The sequence below is a fragment of the Actinosynnema sp. NPDC053489 genome (assembly GCF_044544865.1).
In the GTDB taxonomy this organism is placed as follows: domain Bacteria; phylum Actinomycetota; class Actinomycetes; order Mycobacteriales; family Pseudonocardiaceae; genus Actinosynnema.
Window position 1 is genome coordinate 188,061 of sequence record NZ_JBITXT010000006.1, and the last position, 17,810, is coordinate 205,870.

Genomic DNA, 17,810 nt, shown 5'->3' on the forward strand with positions numbered 1-17,810 from the left:
GTGCTTCGTCCCGCTCCTCGTCAACGGTCTCACCTTCAAGCCTTGCGTTCGCTTCCGTGCCGCCCGGTCATCAAGTCGGCACGCACGTCACCGTCACCCGTGAGCCGATCGAGACCTCACCGGTCGGCGCCACGTCCGACACCAGGCACCGCGCCGGGTCCCGCGGCGCGCCCCCGTCCTCGGAGCGCACCTCGGGTTCCAGGCCGTGCCCGGACAGCACCTTCGCGACTTCGTCCACCGGCCGGTCGACGTAGTCGGATTCCTTGATCGTCACCTTCGGTTTGCCGGGGAGGCGATCGGTCGAGTCGTCCAACGGGCGGGCGCTCGTGGTGCCCTGCTGGTTCGCCCCGCCGGGCACCTCGTCGTCCTTCAGCGCCCACCGCAGGACGACCAGGCCCAGCACCAGCAGCGCGGCCACCAGCACAGCGACCATAACCCACAGCACGGCGCGGTTGCGCCCCGGTGGCCGCGCGCCGGGCGGCAACGGACCGAAAGCACCCGTGTGCGGAGAGCTCACGGCTGGTGGGACGGGTTGCATGCCCGGGCGCGACCCCGGGTGGGTCACCGGCATGCCCGGCGGGGTGCCCGGCGGGGTGCGCTGCGCTGGCGGCGTCATCGGCGCGGCCAGGGGCGCGCCGACCGCCATCGCGAGGCCCGACGGGGCCGGCAGCGGCTGGCCGGCCCGCACCGCGCTCACCGCCGACGCGAACTCGCCGCCGTTGCGGTAGCGCTGGCGGGGGTCCTTGACCAGGGTCGCCTCGATCAGCGCCCGCGGGCCCGGCGGCACGTCCGGCGGCAGCGGCGGCGCGAGGTCGCGGATGTGCATCATGGCGACCGTCACCGCGTTCTCCGACAGGAACGGCCGGTGCCCGGTCAGGCACTCGTAGCCGCACACCGCGAGCGCGTACACGTCCGACGCGGGCTCGGCGGCGTGGCCCAGCGCCTGCTCCGGCGCGATGTAGTGGGCCGTGCCCATCACCATGCCGCTGTGCGTCACGGGCGCCGCGTCGGCGGCCTTCGCGATGCCGAAGTCGGTGATCTTCACCTTGCCGGTCGGCGTCACCAGGATGTTGCCCGGCTTCACGTCCCGGTGCACCAGCCCGCGCTCGTGCGCGGCCTGCAACGCGTTGCCCGCCTGCTCCAGCACGTCCAGCGTGCGGTCCGCGTTCAGCCTGCCGCGGGCGATGATGGCGGCCAGCGGCTCGCCCTCCACCAGCTCCATCACCAGGTAGGCCGTGTCCTCCGGCCCGTCCGGGATCGACGCCGTCTCGCCGTAGTCGTGCACCGCGGCGATGCCGGGGTGGTTGAGCGAGGCGGTGGTGCGCGCCTCGATGCGGAACCGGTTGAGGAACTCGGCGTCGCCGCTCAGCTCCGCCTTGAGCACCTTCACCGCGACCTTGCGGTCCAGCCGGGTGTCGTCGGCCTCCCAGACCTCGCCCATGCCGCCGACGGCGATCCGCTTGCTCAAGCGGTACCGCTCGGCGAGCAACTGGCCGGAGGTCAGCATCAGCGGCCCCCGAGGTAGGCGCCGATGACCGCGCGACCGATCGGCGCGGCCACCCGGCCACCGGTGGCGGACAGGCCCTGCTGACCGCCGTTCTCCACGATCACCGCGATCGCGATCTCGGGCTTCTCGGCCGGCGCGAACGCCACGTACCAGGCGTGCGGGTTGGTCGAGCGGACGTCGTCGCCGTGCTCGGCGGTGCCCGTCTTGGACGCGACGGTGACGCCGCTGAGCTTGCCGCCGCCACCGGTGTTGTTCTCCGAGGCGATCATCATGTCGCGCAGCGCCTTGGCCTGCTCGGGCTCCATCGCCTCGTCGGCCTCGTCCGGCTTGGTCTCGCTGATCACCTGGAGGTCGGGCGCGAGGACCTTGCCGACCAGGTGCGGCCGCATCCGCACGCCGCCGTTGGCGATGGTCGCCGCCAGCACCGCGTTGACCAGGGGCGTCACCCGGACGTCCTTCTGGCCGATGCCGGTCTGGTAGACCGACGGCTTGTCCGACATCGGGCCGAGCGTCGAGGGCACCACCGACAGCGGGATCGACAGGTCCTGCTCGCCGATGCCGAACTTCGCCGCCTGGTCGCGCAGCTTGTCCGGGCCCAGCTCCGCGGCCAGCACCGCGAACGCCGTGTTGCACGACTTCGCCAGCGCCTCCTGGAGCGTGGCGGTCACGCCGTTGCCGCAGACGGTGTCGTTGAAGTTCGGCAGGGGGGTGTCGGTGCCCGGCAGGGTGATCACCGGGCGGCCGTCGACCTGGGTGTCCTTGTTCTTGCCCTCGGCCAGCGCCGCCGCCGTGACCACCAGCTTGAACGTCGAACCGGGCGGGTAGTTCTCGTGCACCGCGCGGTTGAGCATCGGCTTGTTCCGATCGGCGTCGTAGCCGGTCCAGGCCTCTTCCTGCGCGTCGACGTCGTGGCTGGCCAGCACGTTCGGGTCGTAGGACGGGGTGCTGGCCATGGCCAGGATCTCCCCGGTCTGCGGCCGGATCGCCACCACCGTGCCGGTCACGCCCTGCAACCGCTCGTACGCGGCCTGCTGGAGCTTCGCGTCGATGGTCAGCTGGAGGCTGCCGCCCTTCGGGTCGCGGCCCGTGATCAGGTCCGACACCCGGCGGGCGAACAGCCGGTCGTCGGAGCCGTTGAGCAGGTCGTCCTCGGCGCGTTCCATGCCGCCCGCGCCGTACAGGGTGGAGAAGTAGCCGGTCACCGGCGCGAACGCCGGGCCGTTGGCGTAGGTCCGCAGGTACTTCAACCGGTCGTCGACCCGCTGCACGCTGGCCAGCGGCGTGCCGTCGGCGGCGATGATCTGGCCGCGCTCCCGCGAGTACTGGTCCAGGATCACCCGCCGGTTCAGCGGGTCCTTGCGGTAGTCGTCGGCCTTGATGACCTGCACGTACGTGGCGTTGCCCAACAGCAGGAGCATCATCGCCATCATGGCGAGGCCGACCCGGCGGAGCGGTGTGTTCATTTCGGACGCTCCACCATGACAGTGAACTGGTCGGCGATGGCCGGCTGCTGCGGCCGCGGCTTCGGCGTGGACTTCGGCGCGCGCGCCGCGTCCGAGATGCGCAGGAGCAGTGCCACCAGGATGTAGTTGGCCAGCAGCGACGAGCCGCCCTTGGACAGGAACGGCGCGGTGATGCCCGTCATCGGGATCAGCTTCGTCACGCCGCCGACGACGATGAAGATCTGGAACGCCACGGCGAACGCCAGACCGCCGCCCAGCAGCTTGCCGAACGTGTCGCGCACGGCGAGCGCGGTGCGCAGGCCGCGCATCGCGAACACGGTGTAGATCAGCAGCACGGCGGACAGGCCGACGAAGCCCAGCTCCTCGCCGATCACCGCGGTGATGAAGTCGGTGTTGGCCTCCGGGATCTGGTCCGGCCGCCCGCCGCCCAGGCCCGCGCCGAACAGCCCGCCCGTGCCCAGCCCGAACAGCGACTGCACGATCTGGTAGCCCGTGCCCGACGGGTCCGCGAACGGGTCCAGCCAGTTCTGCACCCGGATCTGCACGTGGCCGAACAGCCGCCACGCCACGACCGCGCCGACGCAGAACATCATCACGCCCAGGACGACCCACGCGGCCCGCTCGGTCGCCACGTACAGCAGCACCAGCACGATGCCGAAGAACAGCAGCGAGCTGCCCAGGTCCTTCTGGAGCACCATGATGCTCACGCCGACGGCCCACGCGGCGATCAGCGGGCCGAGGTCGCGGGCGCGCGGCAGGTCCAGGCCGAGGACCCGGCGGCCCGCGATGGTGAACAGGTCGCGCTTGGAGACCAGGAACGCGGCGAAGAACACCATCAGCAGGATCTTCGCGAACTCGCCCGGCTGGATGGAGAACGCGCCGAAGCTCAGCCAGATCTTCGCGCCGTTGATCTCCGGCGCGATGAAGCTCGGCAGCACGCCGGGCAGCACCAGCGCGACCAGGCCGAGCAGGCCCGCGGTGTAGCCGTACCGGGCCAGCGTGCGGTGGTCGGACAGCACCTTGAGCACGGTGCAGAACAGCACCAGCGCGATCGCCGTCCACAAGACCTGCTTCGACGCGACGGGCTCCCACACGGTGTTGCCCGGCAGCTGCACGTCCGCCATGGCCAGGTCGACCCGGTAGACCATGACCAGGCCCAGGCCGTTGAGCAGCGCGACGCACGGCATGATCACCGGGTCGGCGTACGGCGCCCACCGCCGCACCGCGAGGTGCGCCACGGTCAGCACGCCCAGGTAGGCCAGGCCCAGCCACAGGATCCGCAGGCTGAGTTCCTGCTCCTGGTTGGCCTCGACCAGGATGAGCGCGCCCGTCACCAGCATGGCGGCGAACGCGAGCATCAACAGTTCGGTGCTGCGTCGCGTGGGCGGCTTCAACCCGGGCGACGTGCTGCTCGCCGCGAGCGGTGTGCCCTCAGCGCCGGGGACCGGCGATCCCATGCGACTACTGACCCTTTCGGCAATCCGTGCCCGGCTTCTGCACGGGCGTGGTGAGGGGGGTGCCCTCCACGGTGGTGGACGCGGGCGCCTCGGTCGAGGTCGCCGACGCCGGCGCGGTGGTCGTCACCGGGGCGGTGGTCGTCACCGGGGTGGGCGTGGTCGTCGTCGCCGTCCCGGTCGACCCGGGGTTGGTCCCGACGGCGTCCTTCGGGCAGAACGGCAGCGTCTGCTCGGTGCGCAGCCGGCGGATCGCCTCCCGGGCGCCCTCCAGGCCGTCCACGTCGGTGATGCCGTTGCGCACGACGTCGCGGGTGGCGACCTTCAGGTCGTCCACGGTGATCGGCTCGCACGCCTGCGCGCCCGGCGGGCACGAACCCTCCACCTTGCGGTGCAGGTCGAAGCCGAACACGCTGCCGGTCACGCCCCGGAACACCGACACCTCGCCGTTGTCCGCGGTGCCGACGTAGTACTGCCGCAGCACGTACCAGCGCGTGCCCAGTCCCGCCGCGACCACCAGCAGGAGCAGGAACACCACCAGGGCGAGCGCCTTGAGGCGACTGCCGCGCCGCCGCCGGGTGTCCGGCGGCGGCGGTGGTTCGACCCGCGGCGGCGCCGGCCGCGGCCCGGTGATGGAACTCGCCCGCGAGGCGGGCGAGTCGGGGGGTGGCGGGTCCTCGCCGCCGTCGCCGGCGGCGCCGCCCACTATGGGCGCGTCCTCCCCGAAGTCCACGTCGACCACGTCGGCGACGACGACCGTGACGTTGTCGGGACCGCCGCCCTTGAGCGCCAGCTCGATCATCCGGTCCGCGCACGCCTGCGGGTCCGGGATGCGGATCGCCTCTTCCAGCGTCTCCATGCTGACCACGCCGGACAGGCCGTCCGAGCACAGCAGGTAGCGGTCGCCCGGCCGGGCCTCCCGCACCATCAGCCGGGGCTCCACCTCGTGGCCGGTCAACGCGCGCAGCAGCAGCGAGCGCTGCGGGTGCGTGGCCGCTTCCTCCTCGGTGATGCGCCCCTCGTCGATCAACGACTGGACGAACGTGTCGTCGTGCGTGATCTGCGTGAACGTGCCGTTGCGGAGCATGTAGGCGCGGGAGTCGCCGATGTGCACCATGCCCAGCCGCGAGCCCGCGAACAGCACGGCGGTGAGCGTGGTGCCCATGCCGTCCAGGTCGGGGTCGCTCTGCACGAGCTCGGAGATCGCGCCGTTGCCGGCGATCACCGCGTCGCGGAGCTGGCCGAGCAGGTCGTCGCCCGGCTCGTCGTCGTCGAGCGGGGCCAGGGCGGCGATGACGACCTTGCTGGCGACCTCGCCCGCGGCGTGGCCGCCCATGCCGTCGGCGAGCGCGAGCAGGCGGGGACCCGCGTACACGGAGTCCTGGTTGTTCGAGCGGACCAGGCCCCGGTCGCTGCGGGCCGCGTATCGGAGGACGAGGGTCATGAGCGCAGCTCGATCACCGTTTTGCCAATTCGGATCGGGGAGCCGAGCGGGACCCGGAGTGGGGCCGTGACCTTCGCCCGGTCGAGGTAGGTGCCGTTCGTGGAGCCCAGGTCCTCCACGTACCAGTCGGTCCCGCGCATCGACAGCCGCGCGTGCCGGGTGGACGCGAAGTCGTCGTCCAGCACGAGCGTCGAGTCGTCGGCGCGGCCGATCAGGATCGGCCTGCCGTCCAGGGAGATCCGCGTGCCCGCCAGCGCGCCGTGCGTGACGACGAGCTGCCGGGCCGCCTTGGCGCCCCTCGATGCCTTGGCGGCCCCCTTGCCGAACTTCGGCGTCGGGACGCGGAGCCCCGACGCCGCGTACAGGTCGGAGCGGACCACTCGAAGCGCAGCCAACACGAACAACCAGAGCAGGACGAGGAAACCCGCTCTGGTCAGCTGCATCACCAGCTCTGGCACCGGTTGTAACCGCTCCTGACTTGAGTGCCGTCACGCCTGCGCCCGGATCGGCGCACCCGGAATCTACTGGTCAGCCCTGGGTGCGGTAGACCAGTGAGGAGTGGCCGATGCGGACGACGTCGCCTTCCGCGAGCTGCCAAGTCTGCACTGGAGTGCCGTTCACCGTGGTGCCGTTTGTCGAACCGAGATCAGCGAGCATGGCACTGTGCCCGTCCCAGGTGATCTCCAGGTGCCTCCTGGAGACGCCGGTGTCGGGCAGCCGGAAGTCCGCCTCCTGGCCGCGGCCGACGACGTTGCCGCCCTGCTTGAGGTTGTAGGTGCGGTTGGAGCCGTCGTCCAGGTGCAGCGTCGCGTTGAGCTGGCGCGGGCCGGACTGCACCGCGGGCGGCGCGTAGCCCTGGGCCGGGTCGCCGTAGCCCTGCTGGCCGTAGCCCTGGTCGTAGCCGGGCTGCTGGCCGTAGCCCTGCTGCCCGTACCCCTGGTCGTAGCCGGGCTGGCCGTAGCCCTGGTCGTACCCGGGCTGGCCGTAGCCGGGCTGCTGCTGCCCGTAGCCCTGGTCGTAGCCGGGCTGCTGGCCGTAGCCCTGGTCGTAGCCCTGCTGCTGCTGGCCGTAGCCCTGGTCGTACCCGGGTTGCTGGCCGTAGCCCTGGTCGTAGCCGGGCTGCTGCTGCCCGTAGCCCTGGTCGTAACCGGGCTGCTGGCCGTACCCCTGGTCGTAGCCCTGCTGCTGCTGGCCGTAGCCGCCCTGTGCGTAGGGGTCGTAGGCGGGCTGGCCCTGTCCTTGTCCGTAGCCGGGAGGCTGGCTCATGGATCCGTCTCCTGCAGTGCGAGGTGGTGCTGACCGTCGGCTGGCAACTTTCACGTCGGGGTCGACGGACGAGCTGGTTCGGAACTGTCCCGTGTGCAGCGCGTCGGAGCGCTTCAGGGAGACTACGACGTCACCATAGGTATCCCATCCGCTCTCTTCGAGGTGCTCCCGGATGGAGTCGCCCAGAAGCTGGGTGATGCGTAGTTCATCCTGGCCGTCCCCGGCAAGCCGGTCGTGGTCCTGCGGACCCAGCAGGACCTGGTAGTGGTTCGGGGCGAGCAGCCTGCCGCCCGCCAGTTCGCGGATGTTGTCCTCCGCTTCGCGCTGCAGCGCCTGGGCCACTTCCTGCGGGACGACGTTGCCGCCGAACACCCGCGCGAAGGTGTTCCCGACGATGCCTTCGAGACGGCGCTCGAAGCGCTGTACGAGGCCCACGACAACCCTCCGACCCGGTCGACTTCCAACCCGATCGTATCCGGGCTGACGTGGCGGTACACGGGGCAATTGGTAACCCGGACGTGGACCGTGCTAGTGTTCTCCACGTCGCTCCGGGCGAGTGGCGGAATGGCAGACGCGCACGGTTCAGGTCCGTGTGTCCGAAAGGACGTGGGGGTTCAACTCCCCCCTCGCCCACCAAACCGGAAGTCCCACCCACATCAGTGGGTGGGACTTTTGGTTTTCCCCGTTTTCGCTCCGCGCACACCTGCGTGATGTCCATCACCCACCCGGCCGCGGCCGGACGTGGCGGCGTCGGTCGGTCGGTTTCGTGCGGCGAGCGGTCGGCGTTGCGGGTTGCGGTGGGGCCGGTGTCCCCTCTCGGGCCGGCGATCCAGGCGCGGGACGCACACGCTGAGCAGCCTTTCGGCCTTCGCGGGCCGTCGGGGTCACCCGGACGGCAGCACCGCCGGGCCGAAGTCGCCCCACCGGCCGCCGACCGGTTACCGACCGCTCGGCGCCGTCGATCGCAGACCGCCTTTCGCCCCGGGGGTGCGACCGGTCCCACCTGGTACGCCTTATCCAGAGCACGAGTCGAAACGCGGCGGACAGCCCGCCGTGGTTGCCGAGGAGGCCCTGGCGTGAGCAGCACACCAGCACGGATCGCGGACACCGACGACGCCAGGGCGCTGTCGGCGACCGCGATCCCGGTTCCCGAACTGCCCGGTTCCGTCGAGGAGCTGGCCGCCTCCGCGGCGGTGCGCCTCGGCTGGCACGGCGTGGTGCTGCCCGAGATGGTCCTGATGGGCCGCAAGGTGATCGTGGTGGCGGAGCTGCTCGCCGACGCGCACGCCGAGCGGGTGTGCCTGGGCGCGGGCCCGGAGACGGACCGCACCACGGTGTCGACCTGGGTGTGGCCGGAGATGGACGGCCGCGTGCCGCCCGCCGCGGTGCGGATCGTGGGCGTGCTGGCGGTGGCCCGGCACTGGCGGACCGCGCTGGCCTCGGCGGTGCCGTTCGCCCGCTTCGGCAACGCCGCCGCGGTGCTGCCCACGTCGGTCGTGTTCACGCACGACTACCTGGCCAACTGCCTGCCGCGGGTGCGCCGCTACGGCGTCTCGGTGCTGCTGGCCGACGAGGAGCTGCAGCTGAGCACGGACGTGGCCGGCCGCAACGAGACCGTGCCGGTGGAGGACACCGCGACCACGCGCTGGGTCAACGAGTTGGTGTACGAGCAGGTGCTGGCGACCGCGTCCTGACCTACGGTCGGACCATGCGGGTAGTCATCGCGGGTGGGCACGGCAAGATCGCGTTGCGGGTGGAGCGGCTGCTGGCCGCCAGGGGCGACAGCGCCACGGCGCTGGTGCGCAACCCGGACCACCACGCCGACGTGCTGGACGCGGGCGGGGTCCCGGTCCACTGCGACCTGGAGGCGACGGACGTCGCTTCGGTCGCGGAACTGATGACCGGCGCGGGCGCGGCGCTCTTCGCCGCGGGCGCCGGACCGGGCAGCGGGGTGGCGCGCAAGGACACCGTGGACCGGGCCGCGGCGGCGTTGTTCGCCGAGGCGGCGGAGCGGGCGGGCGTGCGCCGGTTCGTCCAGATCAGCACCACCGGCATCGGCCGCACCACCGGTGACGAGGTGTTCGACGCCTACCTGGCGGCCAAGGGCGCCGCCGAGGACGACCTGCGGGAACGCGACCTGGACTGGACGATCCTGCGGCCGGGCCGGCTGACCGACGACGAGCCGACCGGCCTGGTGGAGCTGTCCGAGAAACCACTACGGGGTTCCGTACCGCGCGGTGACGTCGCGACGGTCGTGGTGGCCCTCCTGGACCGCCCCGGCGCCTCCCGCCGCACCTACGAGCTGATCAGCGGCGACACCCCGATCGCCGAGGCGTTCTGACCGGCGCGCCCGCCCGCCCGTGACCTGGTGGCGATCCAGGTGACCAGCAGGAACGCCACCAGGGCGGTCACCGTGCGCACCGCGTTGAACGCCTCCCGGCGCCGCAGCACCTCGGCGTGGTCGGCCGGTGGCGCCGTCACGGCCCACTGCCTGATCCGGGCGTTGATGGGCACGTTGCCGAAGCGGGTGACCAGGAACGAGGTCGCCACGAGCACCCCGGCGGTCACCGCCGCCGCCCGCGCCCGTCCGCGCGCCAGGGCGGCGAGGGCGATCGAGCCGGCCGCCGCCACGGCCATGGCCGGCTGCACGACCGGCCCGTTGACCCGCATCAGCGCCGAGTGGAACGTCAGCCGGACGTCGAGGGGCACGGCGTGGAACGCGGTCACCAGGTTGACGGCCCCGTAGCCGAAGGTCCCGGCGAGCAGGCCGGTGGACAGCAGCGCCACCCGCGCGGCCCAGCGCTCCGCCCGGGCCGCCGCGATTTCCTGAGTAGTCACTCAGTAAAGGTGGCGCGGGGTCGCCGGGAGCGTCCGGGCGAGGGGTCAGGGAGTGGCCAGGGCCGGTAGGAGCGTGTCCACGACCCGCCCGGTGTCGGCGGGCCCGCCGGGCGCGCCCAGGTGGTGGAACACCGCGCGCTGGTACGCGGTCGCCACGATGACCAGGGCGGCCGGCTCCAGGTCCAGGTCGGCGCGCACGCGACCGAGCCGGCGTTCCTCGGCCAGGTAGTCGACCACCGGCAGCAGCGCCCGCTGCGGGCCCACCGCGCCGTCGGCGCCGCGCTCGGCGAACCGGGCGCGCAGGTCCCCGTCGGCCTGCACGGCGGCGAGGATGGGCGTGATCCGGCGGTAGTACGCGTCGAGGGCGTCGAGCAGGCGGACGAGGTTGTCGCGCAGGCTGCCCCCGCCCGCGCTCCGCCCGACCTCGGCCGCCACCTCGTGGTACCGGGGCAGGTGCAGCCGCACCACGGCCTGGAGCAGCCCGAGCCGGTCGGTGAAGTGGTAGAAGATGCTGGACTCGGCCACGGCCGCGCGCCGGGCGATCTCCCTGGTCGACAACCGGGCGACGCCCGCCTCGGCGAGGATCGCCTCGGTCGCCGCCAGGATCGCCTCGCGCACCCCCGTGTCGGGACGCCCGCGCCCCCTGCCGCCGCCGGTCACCCCGCCATCCTGCCGGTCGGCCGCCCGGGCGGTCAGCCGAGCACGCGGTCGAGGTAGGTGTTGGTGAACTTGCCCGTCGGGTCGACCTCGGCGCGGACCCGCCGGAAGTCGTCGAAGCGGGGGTAGCGGTCGCGCAGGGCCTCGGCGCCCAGGGAGTGCATCTTGCCCCAGTGGGGTCGCCCGCCGACCGCGCTCGCGATCCGCTCGAAGGCGTCGAAGTAACGCCGGTACGGCATCCCGAGGTACTGGTGCACGGCGATGTAAGCCGTGTCACGCCCGTGCGCGGTGGAGAGCCAGATGTCGTCGCCCCGGGCCACCCGCACCTCGACCGGCACGATCACGCCGCGGTCCAGCCCGGCGACGACCGCGCGCAGCTCCCGCAGCACGTCGTGCACCGCCGCGCGGGGCACCGCGTACTCGGACTCCACGAACCTGACCCGGCGGGGGGTGACGAAGACCCGGTGCGAGGCGTCGGAGTAGTCGCGCTCGGAGATCAGCGACCCGCAGACCCGGTTGAGCGCCCCGGTGGTCGCAGGCAGGGCCTTCGCCACCCTGCAGACCAGGCCGAACGCGCCGTTCTCCAGCAGCTCGTACTCGTAGAACCGCCGTGCGGCCGACAGCGGCGCGGGCGGTCCGTCGACGCGGTTGTTCCGCTTCAGGATCACCCGGTCGGAGTGCGGGAACCAGTGGAACTCCACGTGGTCCTCGACCGCGGTGAGGTGGTCGAACTCCTCCAGCACCGCGTCGAGCCGGCCGGGGGACTCGCGGGCGTGCAGCACGAACGCGGGCACGCACCGCAGCGTCACGGTGCTGATCACGCCGAGCGCGCCGAGCCCGACCCGGGCCGCCTGGAACAGCTCGGGCCGCTCGTCGGCCGAGCACCGCGCCACCGAGCCGTCGGCGAGCACCAGCTCCAGCGCCACGACCTGGGTGGCCAGGCCGCCGAGCTTCGCGCCGGTGCCGTGCGTGCCGGTGGAGATCGCGCCGGCCACGGTCTGCGCGTCGATGTCGCCGAGGTTGGCCAGGGCCAGCCCGAGCACGTCCAGCAGGGCGTTGAGCTGCCGCAGCGTGGTGCCGGACCGGACCGTGACCAGCGTGCCGGAGACCTCGACCACGCCGGTCCACGCGTCGAGGTCGACCGCGACGCCGGGCGCGACGGCGATGCCGGTGAACGAGTGGCCGCTGCCGCGCGGGCGGACACTGGAGGCCCCGGCCACGACCTCGGCCAGCTCGGCGACGCTCGCCGGGTGCTCCACCCGGTGCGGGTTCGCGGACGCCGTGCGGGCCCAGTTGGTCCACGGGGTCGCCATGCCCACCTCCGGATGTGACGCGTTGCACGCACCGTAGGTGAAACCTATTCACCTTTCAAGTACGGTGAGGGCCATGCAGCACCGCACGCGCCTGGACGCCGCGACGGAGGAGCTCGACCCGCCGTTCGCGATCGTCGACCTGGACGCCTTCGACAGCAACGCGGCCGACCTCGTGCGCCGCGCGGGCGGGCGGCCGATCCGGGTGGCGAGCAAGTCCGTCCGGGTCCGCTCGCTGCTGGAGCGGGTCCTCGCGCGGCCGGGGTTCGCGGGCGTCATGTGCTACTCGCTGGCCGAGGCGCTGTGGCTGTCGTCGGTCGACCTCGCCGAGGACCTGCTGGTCGCCTACCCGACCGTCGACCGGGCGGCGCTGGTGGAGCTGGCAAAGGATGACAGGGCGCGGGAGCGGGTCACGGTCGTGGTCGACTCGACCGCGCACCTCGACCTGGTCGCCGACGTGCTCGGCGCCGGCCACCCGGAGATCCGGGTGTGCCTGGAGCTGGACGTGTCCTGGCGGCCGGTGCCCGGCCTGCACGTCGGCCCGCGCCGCTCACCCGTGCACACGGCCCGCGACGCGCGCGCCCTCGCCGAGGCGATCGCGCGCCGGCCGGGGTTCCGGCTGGTCGGCGTGATGGCCTACGAGGGCCAGATCGCGGGCCTGGGCGACCGGCCGCCGGGCAGGCCCCTGCGCGGCGCGGCACTGCGCTGGATGCAGCGCCACTCGGCCGCCGAGCTGGTCGAGCGCCGCTCGGCCGCGGTCGCCGCCGTCCGCTCGGTCGCCGAGCTGGAGTTCGTCAACGGCGGTGGCACGGGCAGCCTGGAGGTCACCGCCGCCGACGCGTCGGTCACCGAGCTGGCCGCGGGCTCGGGCCTGATCGGCCCGACCCTGTTCGACGGCTACCGCGGCTTCCGGCCCAGGCCCGCCGTGCTGTTCGCCCTGCCGGTCGTGCGCCGGCCGAAGCGGCACGTGGCCACGCTGTTCTCGGGCGGCTACATCGCCTCCGGCACCGCGACCGCCGACCGCCAGCCGAGCCCGTACCTGCCGGTCGGGCTGAGGCTGCTGCCGCTGGAGGGCGCGGGCGAGGTGCAGACCCCGGTGGTGGGCCGGGCGGCGGACGCCCTGCGCCCGGGCGACCGCGTGTGGCTGCGCCACGCCAAGGCGGGGGAGCTGGCCGAGCGGTTCACCCACTACCACGTCGTGCGCGGGGGCGTGGTCGAGCGGACCGTTCCCACCTACCGGGGCGAAGGTCACTCGTTCGGCTGAAGGACTAGTCGGGCAGCCTGGTCGACAGGTAGCCCCGGACCATCACCTTGGCCTCGTCCAGGATGCGCTGGTCGCCCGCTGGGTCGCGGCGGAACGCGAGGTTCAGCACCCCGTCCGCCGCCTCGACCGCGATCGAGATCGGCAGTTCGAGCTCGGCGAGCGGGATGTCGAACTTGGCCGAGATCATCTCCGCGATGCGGTCGGAGATGACCGTGTTGTTGTCGCGCCGGTCGTCGAGCAGCCGCATGTCGACCACGTCGCCGAAGTGCAGCTTCGAGAACGCGGGCACCTCGCGGTGCATCGAGACGTACACGTCGAAGATCGAGTCGACGGCGTCCCACCAGTGGTCGAGGGTGGTCGAGGTGAACCGGCCGTCCACCGTCTGGATGAACTTCTCCAGGTTGCGCAGGGTCAGCGCCTGCACGACCGCCCGCTTGTCCGGGAAGAACTGGTAGAGCGAGCCGACGGCGACGCCCGCGCGTTCGGCGATCAGCGTCGTGGTGACTCCGTCGTACCCGACCTCCTCGATGAGCTGGGCGCAGGCTTCGAGCATCCGCTCGACGCGCTTGGCGCTGCGCTGCTGCACCGGCTGGCGGCGCAGCGGGGTCGTACTGGTCACGGCGACTCTCCTGCTTGCTGGGTGGCGGGTCTCCATAGTGCCCGGTGCTGGACCATTCCACTTCACATCGGGCCGCAACACGCCTACGATCCGAATCACTTTCATGTTCTGGGAGGCGCGAGTGACCCCGTCCGACGACTTCCTCTGGGGCGTGTCGACCTCCGCCTTCCAGATCGAGGGCTCCTTCACCGCCGCCGGCAGGCGACCGTCCGTGTGGGACGGCTTCCCGGCGTTCGGGGGGCACGACGCGGCCACGGCGTGCGACCACTACCGCCGCTACCGCGAGGACGTCGGGCTGATGCGGTCCCTCGGCGTGAACGCCTACCGGTTCTCCGTGTCGTGGCCGCGGGTCCTCGCCGGCGACCTCGCCTTCTACGACCGGCTGGTGGACGAGCTGCTGGAAGCCGGCATCGCACCCGTCGTCACGCTGTACCACTGGGACACCCCGCTGGAGGTCGAGCGGGAGGGCGGCTGGCTCGACCGCCGCACCGCCCTCAGGTTCGCCGACTACGCCGCCGAGGTCGCCGCCCGCCTGGCCGACCGGGTCGCGCTGTGGATCCCGGTCAACGAGCCGGCGATGGTGACCCTGCTCGGGTACGCCACCGGGCAGCACGCGCCGGGCAAGTCACTGCTGTACGACGCGCTGCCGACCGCGCACCACCTCAACCTGGCGCACGGCCTGGCCGTGCGGGCGCTGCGGGCCGAGGGCGCCCGTGCCGTGGGCACCGCCAACAACCACACGCCCGCGTGGCCCGCCGGCCCCGACGACGGCCCGGCCGCCGAGGCGTACTCCGAGCTGCACAACTGGCTCTACGCCGACGCGCAGCTCGCCGGCCGCTACCCGGACTCGCTGGCCGACCGCTTGCCGATCGTGGACGGCGACCTGGCGATCACCTCCGAGCCGCTCGACTTCTACGGCGTGAACTACTACAACCCGACCCGGCTGCGCCTGCCCTCGGAGGGCAACCCGCTGCCGTTCGAGCTGGTCGACATCGAGGAGTACCCGAAGACCGGCTTCGGCTGGCCGGTGGTGCCGTCCGGGCTGTCCGAGACGATCTCCCTGTTGCGAAATCGCTTTGTCGACTTGCCTCCCGTGTACGTGACCGAGAACGGGTGCAGCTACCCGCACTCACCGGACGACGCGGAGCGCATCGCCTACCTCGACGCGCACCTGGAGGAGGCCCTGAAGTCCGACGTGCGCGGGTACTTCGTGTGGTCCCTCATGGACAACTTCGAGTGGGACTCGGGCTACTCGCAGCGGTTCGGCCTCGTCCACGTCGACTACGAGACCCAGCAGCGCACGCCCCGCGCCTCGTACGGGTGGTACCGCGATCGGATCAGGAGGTGACCGCCGAGGCGCTGGCGGAACCGGTCGTCCCGGTCCGCCGTTCGTGGATGACGTGGCTGTTCCTGGCCAACCTCGGCCTGTGGCTCGGCATCTACGCGCCCATCCAGGTGCTGCTGCCGCAGCAGGCGGAACTGCTGCGCGCCGCCGACAAAGAAGCGGTGTTCGGCCTGGTCACGGGCATCGGCGCGCTCGTGGCGCTGATCGCCAACCCGCTGATCGGGCTGTCGTCGGACCGCACCACGTCCCGGTTCGGCCGCCGGCACCCGTGGACGCTCGCCGGCGCGCTGCTCGGCGCGGCCGGCCTCGTGGTCCTGTCCTCCGCGTCCTCCGTCGGGGTGATGGTGACCGGGTGGTGCCTCGTGCAGGCCGGGCTGAACGGCATGCTCGCGAGCCTCACCTCCGCCGTGCCCGACCGGGTGCCCGTGCGGCAGCGGGCCAAGGTCGGCGGCCTCGTCGGCACCTCCCAGATGCTCGGCACCGTGCTCGGCGCGGTCGTGGTGACGGTCCTGGTCAGCGGTCTCGCGGCGGGTTACCTGGCGTGCGCGGCCCTGGTCGTGGCGGGCGCGCTGGCGTTCGTGCTGATCACCCCGGACGCCCGGCTGCCCCTCGCCGCCCGCCCGCCGCTGCGGTGGCGCGAGCTGTGGGTGTCGCCCCGGCGGCACCCCGACTTCGCCTGGGCCTGGTGCGCCCACTTCATGATCAACCTCGGGAACGCGTTCGGCACCCTCTACCTGCTGTACTTCCTCGGCGACGTGGTCCGGCACCCCTCGCCCGAGGACGGCCTGCTGGTGCTGATGCTGCTCTACGGCGTGGCGCTGGCCGGCGGCGCGTTCGCCGTCGGCGCCCACTCCGACCGCACCGGCGCCCGCAAGCCGTACGTGCTGCTGGCGGCGGGCGTGATGGCGGTGGCCGCGCTGCTGCTCGTGGTCTGGCCGACGTGGCCCGCCGCCCTCGTCGCCGCGCCGCTGCTCGGCGTCGGCTTCGGCGGCTACTGGGCGGTCGCGCTGGCCCTGCTGACGCAGGTGCTGCCCGCCGCCTCGGACCGCGCCAAGGACCTCGGCGTGCTCAACACCGCCAACTCGCTGCCCCAGGTGGTCGCGCCCCTGCTGACGACCGCCGTGCTGGCGTCGCTGGGCGGCTACCGGGGGCTGTTCGCCGTGTCGGCCGCCGCCACGCTGTGCGCGGCGGTGCTCGTGACCAGGGTCCGTTCGGTGGCTTAGGGGGAGTTCGGTGCGGTTGGCCGGCAAGACGGTGGTGGTGACCGGCGCTTCGCAGGGGATCGGCGCGGCGACCGCGCGGACGCTCGCGGGCCTCGGTTCGGTCGTCGTGCTCGTGGCGCGCGGCGCCGAAGCGCTCGACGAGCAGGTCGAGCGGATCACGGCGATCGGCGGGCGTGCGCTCGCCGTGCCCGCCGACCTCGCGGACGTCGACGGGATCCCCGCGCTCGCCGCACGGGTCCACGACCTCGTCGGCGTGCCCGACGTGCTCGTCAACAACGCGGGCGTCGGCCGCTGGCTGTTCCTGGACGACACGCCGACCGCCGAGCTGGCCGGGATGATCGCCCTGCCCTTCACCGCCGCGCTGCACCTGACCAGGGAGTTCCTGCCGGGGATGCGGGCGCGCGGCTCGGGGCGCGTGGTCAACGTCAACTCCCCGGTCTCCCGCCTGCCCATCCCCGGCGCGACGGGGTACGCGGCGGCCCGCTACGCGCTGCGGGGGCTGACCGCGGCGCTGCGGCTGGACCTGCGCGGCACCGGCGTCGGGGTGAGCGAGGTCGTGCCGGGCAAGGTGAGCAGCCGCTACTTCGCCAACAACCCCGGCGCGGAGGAGCGGATACCGGCGCTGGCCCGGGTGATCCCGACCGTCACGCCGGAGCAGGTGGCCGCGCGGATCGCCGACGCCGTGCGGCGGGAGCGCGCCGAGGTCGTCTTCCCGTGGCAGCTCAGGGCGTTCGACCTGGCCGGGCGGCTGTTCCCCGGCCTCACCGGCTACCTGACCTGGCGCACCGGCACCCACCGCTGAAACGGCCCGGACGTCCGCGCGGGAGGTGCGGGCGTCCGGGCCGGGTTGGTGCCCGCGGACCGGTGCCGGTCGGGGAGGGAAGGTGTGCACGACACCGGCCCGCGGATGTCTGTGGAGTTGTCCCCCTGGCGGGGTTTTCGGCCGGCCGGCGGTCCGTTCGTCGCGGTCGGGGGTTCGCACGTCCCGGACCGCCGGCCAGTAGGCGGGTGCTCGACCTGGTCGCGTCGGGGGAACGACAGGTCGGGGCCGCCCGTCAGTGGGCTCGCACCACCACTCCCCGGCGGGACCGGGTGACCGGAGGGGTCACCGGCGCCGAGCGGAGGTGCCGAGCGGGCCGCGGCGCGAGGCCGCCCGCGACCAGGTGTTCGTACGCGGCGCGCCACACCGAGCAGGGGCTCTTCTGCTGCCGCCACCGCCCGGAGCACTCCGGGCAGTTGCCCTTCTCGTCCGGTTCGTGCGCGGCGAGCAGGGCCCGCCACCCCTCGGTCAGCCGAGGCAGCTCGGACCGCGCCACCGACAGCAGGGACGGGGCGTCGGCTTCGTTGGCCAGCTCCGTGAGCAGGTCCAGCCGCTCCCACACCGCGTTGCGAAGAACTTGTCCGAGGATCTCGTCCACCG

The 17,810-nt window shown here is 72.8% G+C and carries 17 protein-coding genes and 1 tRNA gene; 7 read left to right on the forward strand and 11 right to left on the reverse strand.

The genetic code is table 11. From position 1 onward, the window contains the following. Positions 1-70 precede the first annotated feature (70 nt). The 6 genes from ACIGNX_RS15715 to ACIGNX_RS15740 form a co-directional block, all read right to left on the reverse strand. A complete protein-coding gene (locus ACIGNX_RS15715) occupies positions 71-1,507 on the reverse strand; it encodes a serine/threonine-protein kinase (protein ID WP_396540456.1) in 1,437 nt (478 codons plus the stop codon). Beyond that, complete coding sequence (locus tag ACIGNX_RS15720) at positions 1,507-2,970, reverse strand: peptidoglycan D,D-transpeptidase FtsI family protein (RefSeq protein ID WP_396540458.1); 1,464 nt, start codon at positions 2,968-2,970, stop codon at positions 1,507-1,509. Before ACIGNX_RS15720 ends, ACIGNX_RS15715 begins: the two co-directional genes overlap by 1 nt. Further along, complete coding sequence (locus ACIGNX_RS15725) at positions 2,967-4,427, reverse strand: FtsW/RodA/SpoVE family cell cycle protein (protein WP_396540460.1); 1,461 nt, start codon at positions 4,425-4,427, stop codon at positions 2,967-2,969. The genes ACIGNX_RS15720 and ACIGNX_RS15725 overlap by 4 nt, the downstream gene beginning before the upstream one ends. Before the next feature lie 4 nt (positions 4,428-4,431). Then, the gene (locus tag ACIGNX_RS15730; protein WP_396540462.1) at positions 4,432-5,868 is read right to left on the reverse strand and encodes a PP2C family protein-serine/threonine phosphatase; all 1,437 of its coding nucleotides are present in this window, start codon (positions 5,866-5,868) and stop codon (positions 4,432-4,434) included. Continuing rightward, a complete protein-coding gene (locus ACIGNX_RS15735) occupies positions 5,865-6,326 on the reverse strand; it encodes an FHA domain-containing protein (protein ID WP_396540464.1) in 462 nt (153 codons plus the stop codon). Before ACIGNX_RS15735 ends, ACIGNX_RS15730 begins: the two co-directional genes overlap by 4 nt. A 70-nt stretch (positions 6,327-6,396) precedes the next feature. Beyond that, the gene (locus ACIGNX_RS15740) at positions 6,397-7,569 is read right to left on the reverse strand and encodes a DUF3662 and FHA domain-containing protein (RefSeq protein WP_396540466.1); all 1,173 of its coding nucleotides are present in this window, start codon (positions 7,567-7,569) and stop codon (positions 6,397-6,399) included. A 115-nt stretch (positions 7,570-7,684) separates the two neighbouring features. Here ACIGNX_RS15740 and ACIGNX_RS15745 point away from each other — a divergent pair. The 3 genes from ACIGNX_RS15745 (at position 7,685) to ACIGNX_RS15755 (ending at position 9,475) form a co-directional block, all read left to right on the forward strand. After that, positions 7,685-7,770, forward strand: a tRNA-Leu gene (locus tag ACIGNX_RS15745). A 440-nt stretch (positions 7,771-8,210) separates the two neighbouring features. Next, positions 8,211-8,828 carry a hypothetical protein gene (locus tag ACIGNX_RS15750; RefSeq protein WP_396540468.1) on the forward strand — a complete coding sequence of 206 codons (618 nt, stop codon included), beginning with the start codon at positions 8,211-8,213 and terminating at the stop codon, positions 8,826-8,828. A gap of 14 nt (positions 8,829-8,842) precedes the next feature. Then, a complete protein-coding gene (locus tag ACIGNX_RS15755) occupies positions 8,843-9,475 on the forward strand; it encodes an NAD(P)-binding oxidoreductase (protein WP_396540470.1) in 633 nt (210 codons plus the stop codon). On the opposite strand, the gene ACIGNX_RS15760 is transcribed toward ACIGNX_RS15755, so the two are convergent. From ACIGNX_RS15760 to ACIGNX_RS15770, 3 genes are read right to left on the reverse strand one after another with little or no spacing between them, the layout of a single operon-like run. Then, positions 9,430-9,972, reverse strand: a complete 543-nt coding sequence (locus ACIGNX_RS15760) for an anthrone oxygenase family protein (protein WP_396540472.1) — start codon at positions 9,970-9,972, stop codon at positions 9,430-9,432. The two genes, ACIGNX_RS15755 and ACIGNX_RS15760, sit on opposite strands and share 46 nt — an antisense overlap. A gap of 45 nt (positions 9,973-10,017) precedes the next feature. Beyond that, complete coding sequence (locus ACIGNX_RS15765; protein WP_396540474.1) at positions 10,018-10,632, reverse strand: TetR/AcrR family transcriptional regulator; 615 nt, start codon at positions 10,630-10,632, stop codon at positions 10,018-10,020. Between the two features lie 32 nt (positions 10,633-10,664). Beyond that, complete coding sequence (locus ACIGNX_RS15770; RefSeq protein WP_396540476.1) at positions 10,665-11,942, reverse strand: D-arabinono-1,4-lactone oxidase; 1,278 nt, start codon at positions 11,940-11,942, stop codon at positions 10,665-10,667. A gap of 73 nt (positions 11,943-12,015) precedes the next feature. On the opposite strand from ACIGNX_RS15770, the gene ACIGNX_RS15775 reads away from it, so the two are divergent. Then, on the forward strand, positions 12,016-13,203 hold the full coding sequence (locus tag ACIGNX_RS15775; RefSeq protein ID WP_396540478.1) for an amino acid deaminase/aldolase: 1,188 nt from the start codon (positions 12,016-12,018) through the stop codon (positions 13,201-13,203). 4 nt (positions 13,204-13,207) lie between these two features. Here ACIGNX_RS15775 and ACIGNX_RS15780 read toward each other — a convergent pair whose 3' ends face one another. Then, a complete protein-coding gene (locus ACIGNX_RS15780) occupies positions 13,208-13,858 on the reverse strand; it encodes a TetR/AcrR family transcriptional regulator (RefSeq protein WP_396540480.1) in 651 nt (216 codons plus the stop codon). Positions 13,859-13,925: 67 nt separating this feature from the next. Here ACIGNX_RS15780 and ACIGNX_RS15785 point away from each other — a divergent pair, with 67 nt between their 5' ends. The 3 genes from ACIGNX_RS15785 to ACIGNX_RS15795 are packed head-to-tail and all read left to right on the forward strand — an operon-like array spanning position 13,926 to position 17,192. Beyond that, positions 13,926-15,170, forward strand: coding sequence for a glycoside hydrolase family 1 protein (locus tag ACIGNX_RS15785; protein ID WP_396540482.1), 1,245 nt, complete (start codon positions 13,926-13,928; stop codon positions 15,168-15,170). Positions 15,171-15,217: 47 nt separating this feature from the next. Then, on the forward strand, positions 15,218-16,390 hold the full coding sequence (locus ACIGNX_RS15790; RefSeq protein ID WP_396541051.1) for an MFS transporter: 1,173 nt from the start codon (positions 15,218-15,220) through the stop codon (positions 16,388-16,390). A 10-nt stretch (positions 16,391-16,400) separates the two neighbouring features. After that, entirely contained in the window at positions 16,401-17,192 is a 792-nt protein-coding gene (locus ACIGNX_RS15795) for an SDR family NAD(P)-dependent oxidoreductase (RefSeq protein ID WP_396540484.1), read from the forward strand. Between the two features lie 253 nt (positions 17,193-17,445). Here ACIGNX_RS15795 and ACIGNX_RS15800 read toward each other — a convergent pair whose 3' ends face one another. Then, positions 17,446-17,808: a hypothetical protein gene (locus ACIGNX_RS15800; protein ID WP_396540486.1), complete on the reverse strand. Its 363-nt coding sequence runs from the start codon at positions 17,806-17,808 to the stop codon at positions 17,446-17,448. Between the last annotated feature and the right edge of the window lie 2 nt (positions 17,809-17,810).

Excerpts from the sequence above, each read along its gene's own strand:
- ACIGNX_RS15715 (WP_396540456.1), bottom strand. The coding sequence starts at position 1,507 with ATGCTGACCTCCGGCCAGTTGCTCGCCGAGCGGTACCGCTTGAGCAAG.
- ACIGNX_RS15720 (WP_396540458.1), bottom strand. The coding sequence starts at position 2,970 with ATGAACACACCGCTCCGCCGGGTCGGCCTCGCCATGATGGCGATGATG.
- ACIGNX_RS15725 (WP_396540460.1), bottom strand. The coding sequence starts at position 4,427 with ATGGGATCGCCGGTCCCCGGCGCTGAGGGCACACCGCTCGCGGCGAGC.
- ACIGNX_RS15730 (WP_396540462.1), bottom strand. The coding sequence starts at position 5,868 with ATGACCCTCGTCCTCCGATACGCGGCCCGCAGCGACCGGGGCCTGGTC.
- ACIGNX_RS15755 (WP_396540470.1), top strand. The coding sequence starts at position 8,843 with ATGCGGGTAGTCATCGCGGGTGGGCACGGCAAGATCGCGTTGCGGGTG.
- ACIGNX_RS15770 (WP_396540476.1), bottom strand. The coding sequence starts at position 11,942 with ATGGCGACCCCGTGGACCAACTGGGCCCGCACGGCGTCCGCGAACCCG.
- ACIGNX_RS15775 (WP_396540478.1), top strand. The coding sequence starts at position 12,016 with ATGCAGCACCGCACGCGCCTGGACGCCGCGACGGAGGAGCTCGACCCG.
- ACIGNX_RS15780 (WP_396540480.1), bottom strand. The coding sequence starts at position 13,858 with ATGGAGACCCGCCACCCAGCAAGCAGGAGAGTCGCCGTGACCAGTACG.
- ACIGNX_RS15785 (WP_396540482.1), top strand. The coding sequence starts at position 13,926 with ATGTTCTGGGAGGCGCGAGTGACCCCGTCCGACGACTTCCTCTGGGGC.
- ACIGNX_RS15790 (WP_396541051.1), top strand. The coding sequence starts at position 15,218 with ATGACGTGGCTGTTCCTGGCCAACCTCGGCCTGTGGCTCGGCATCTAC.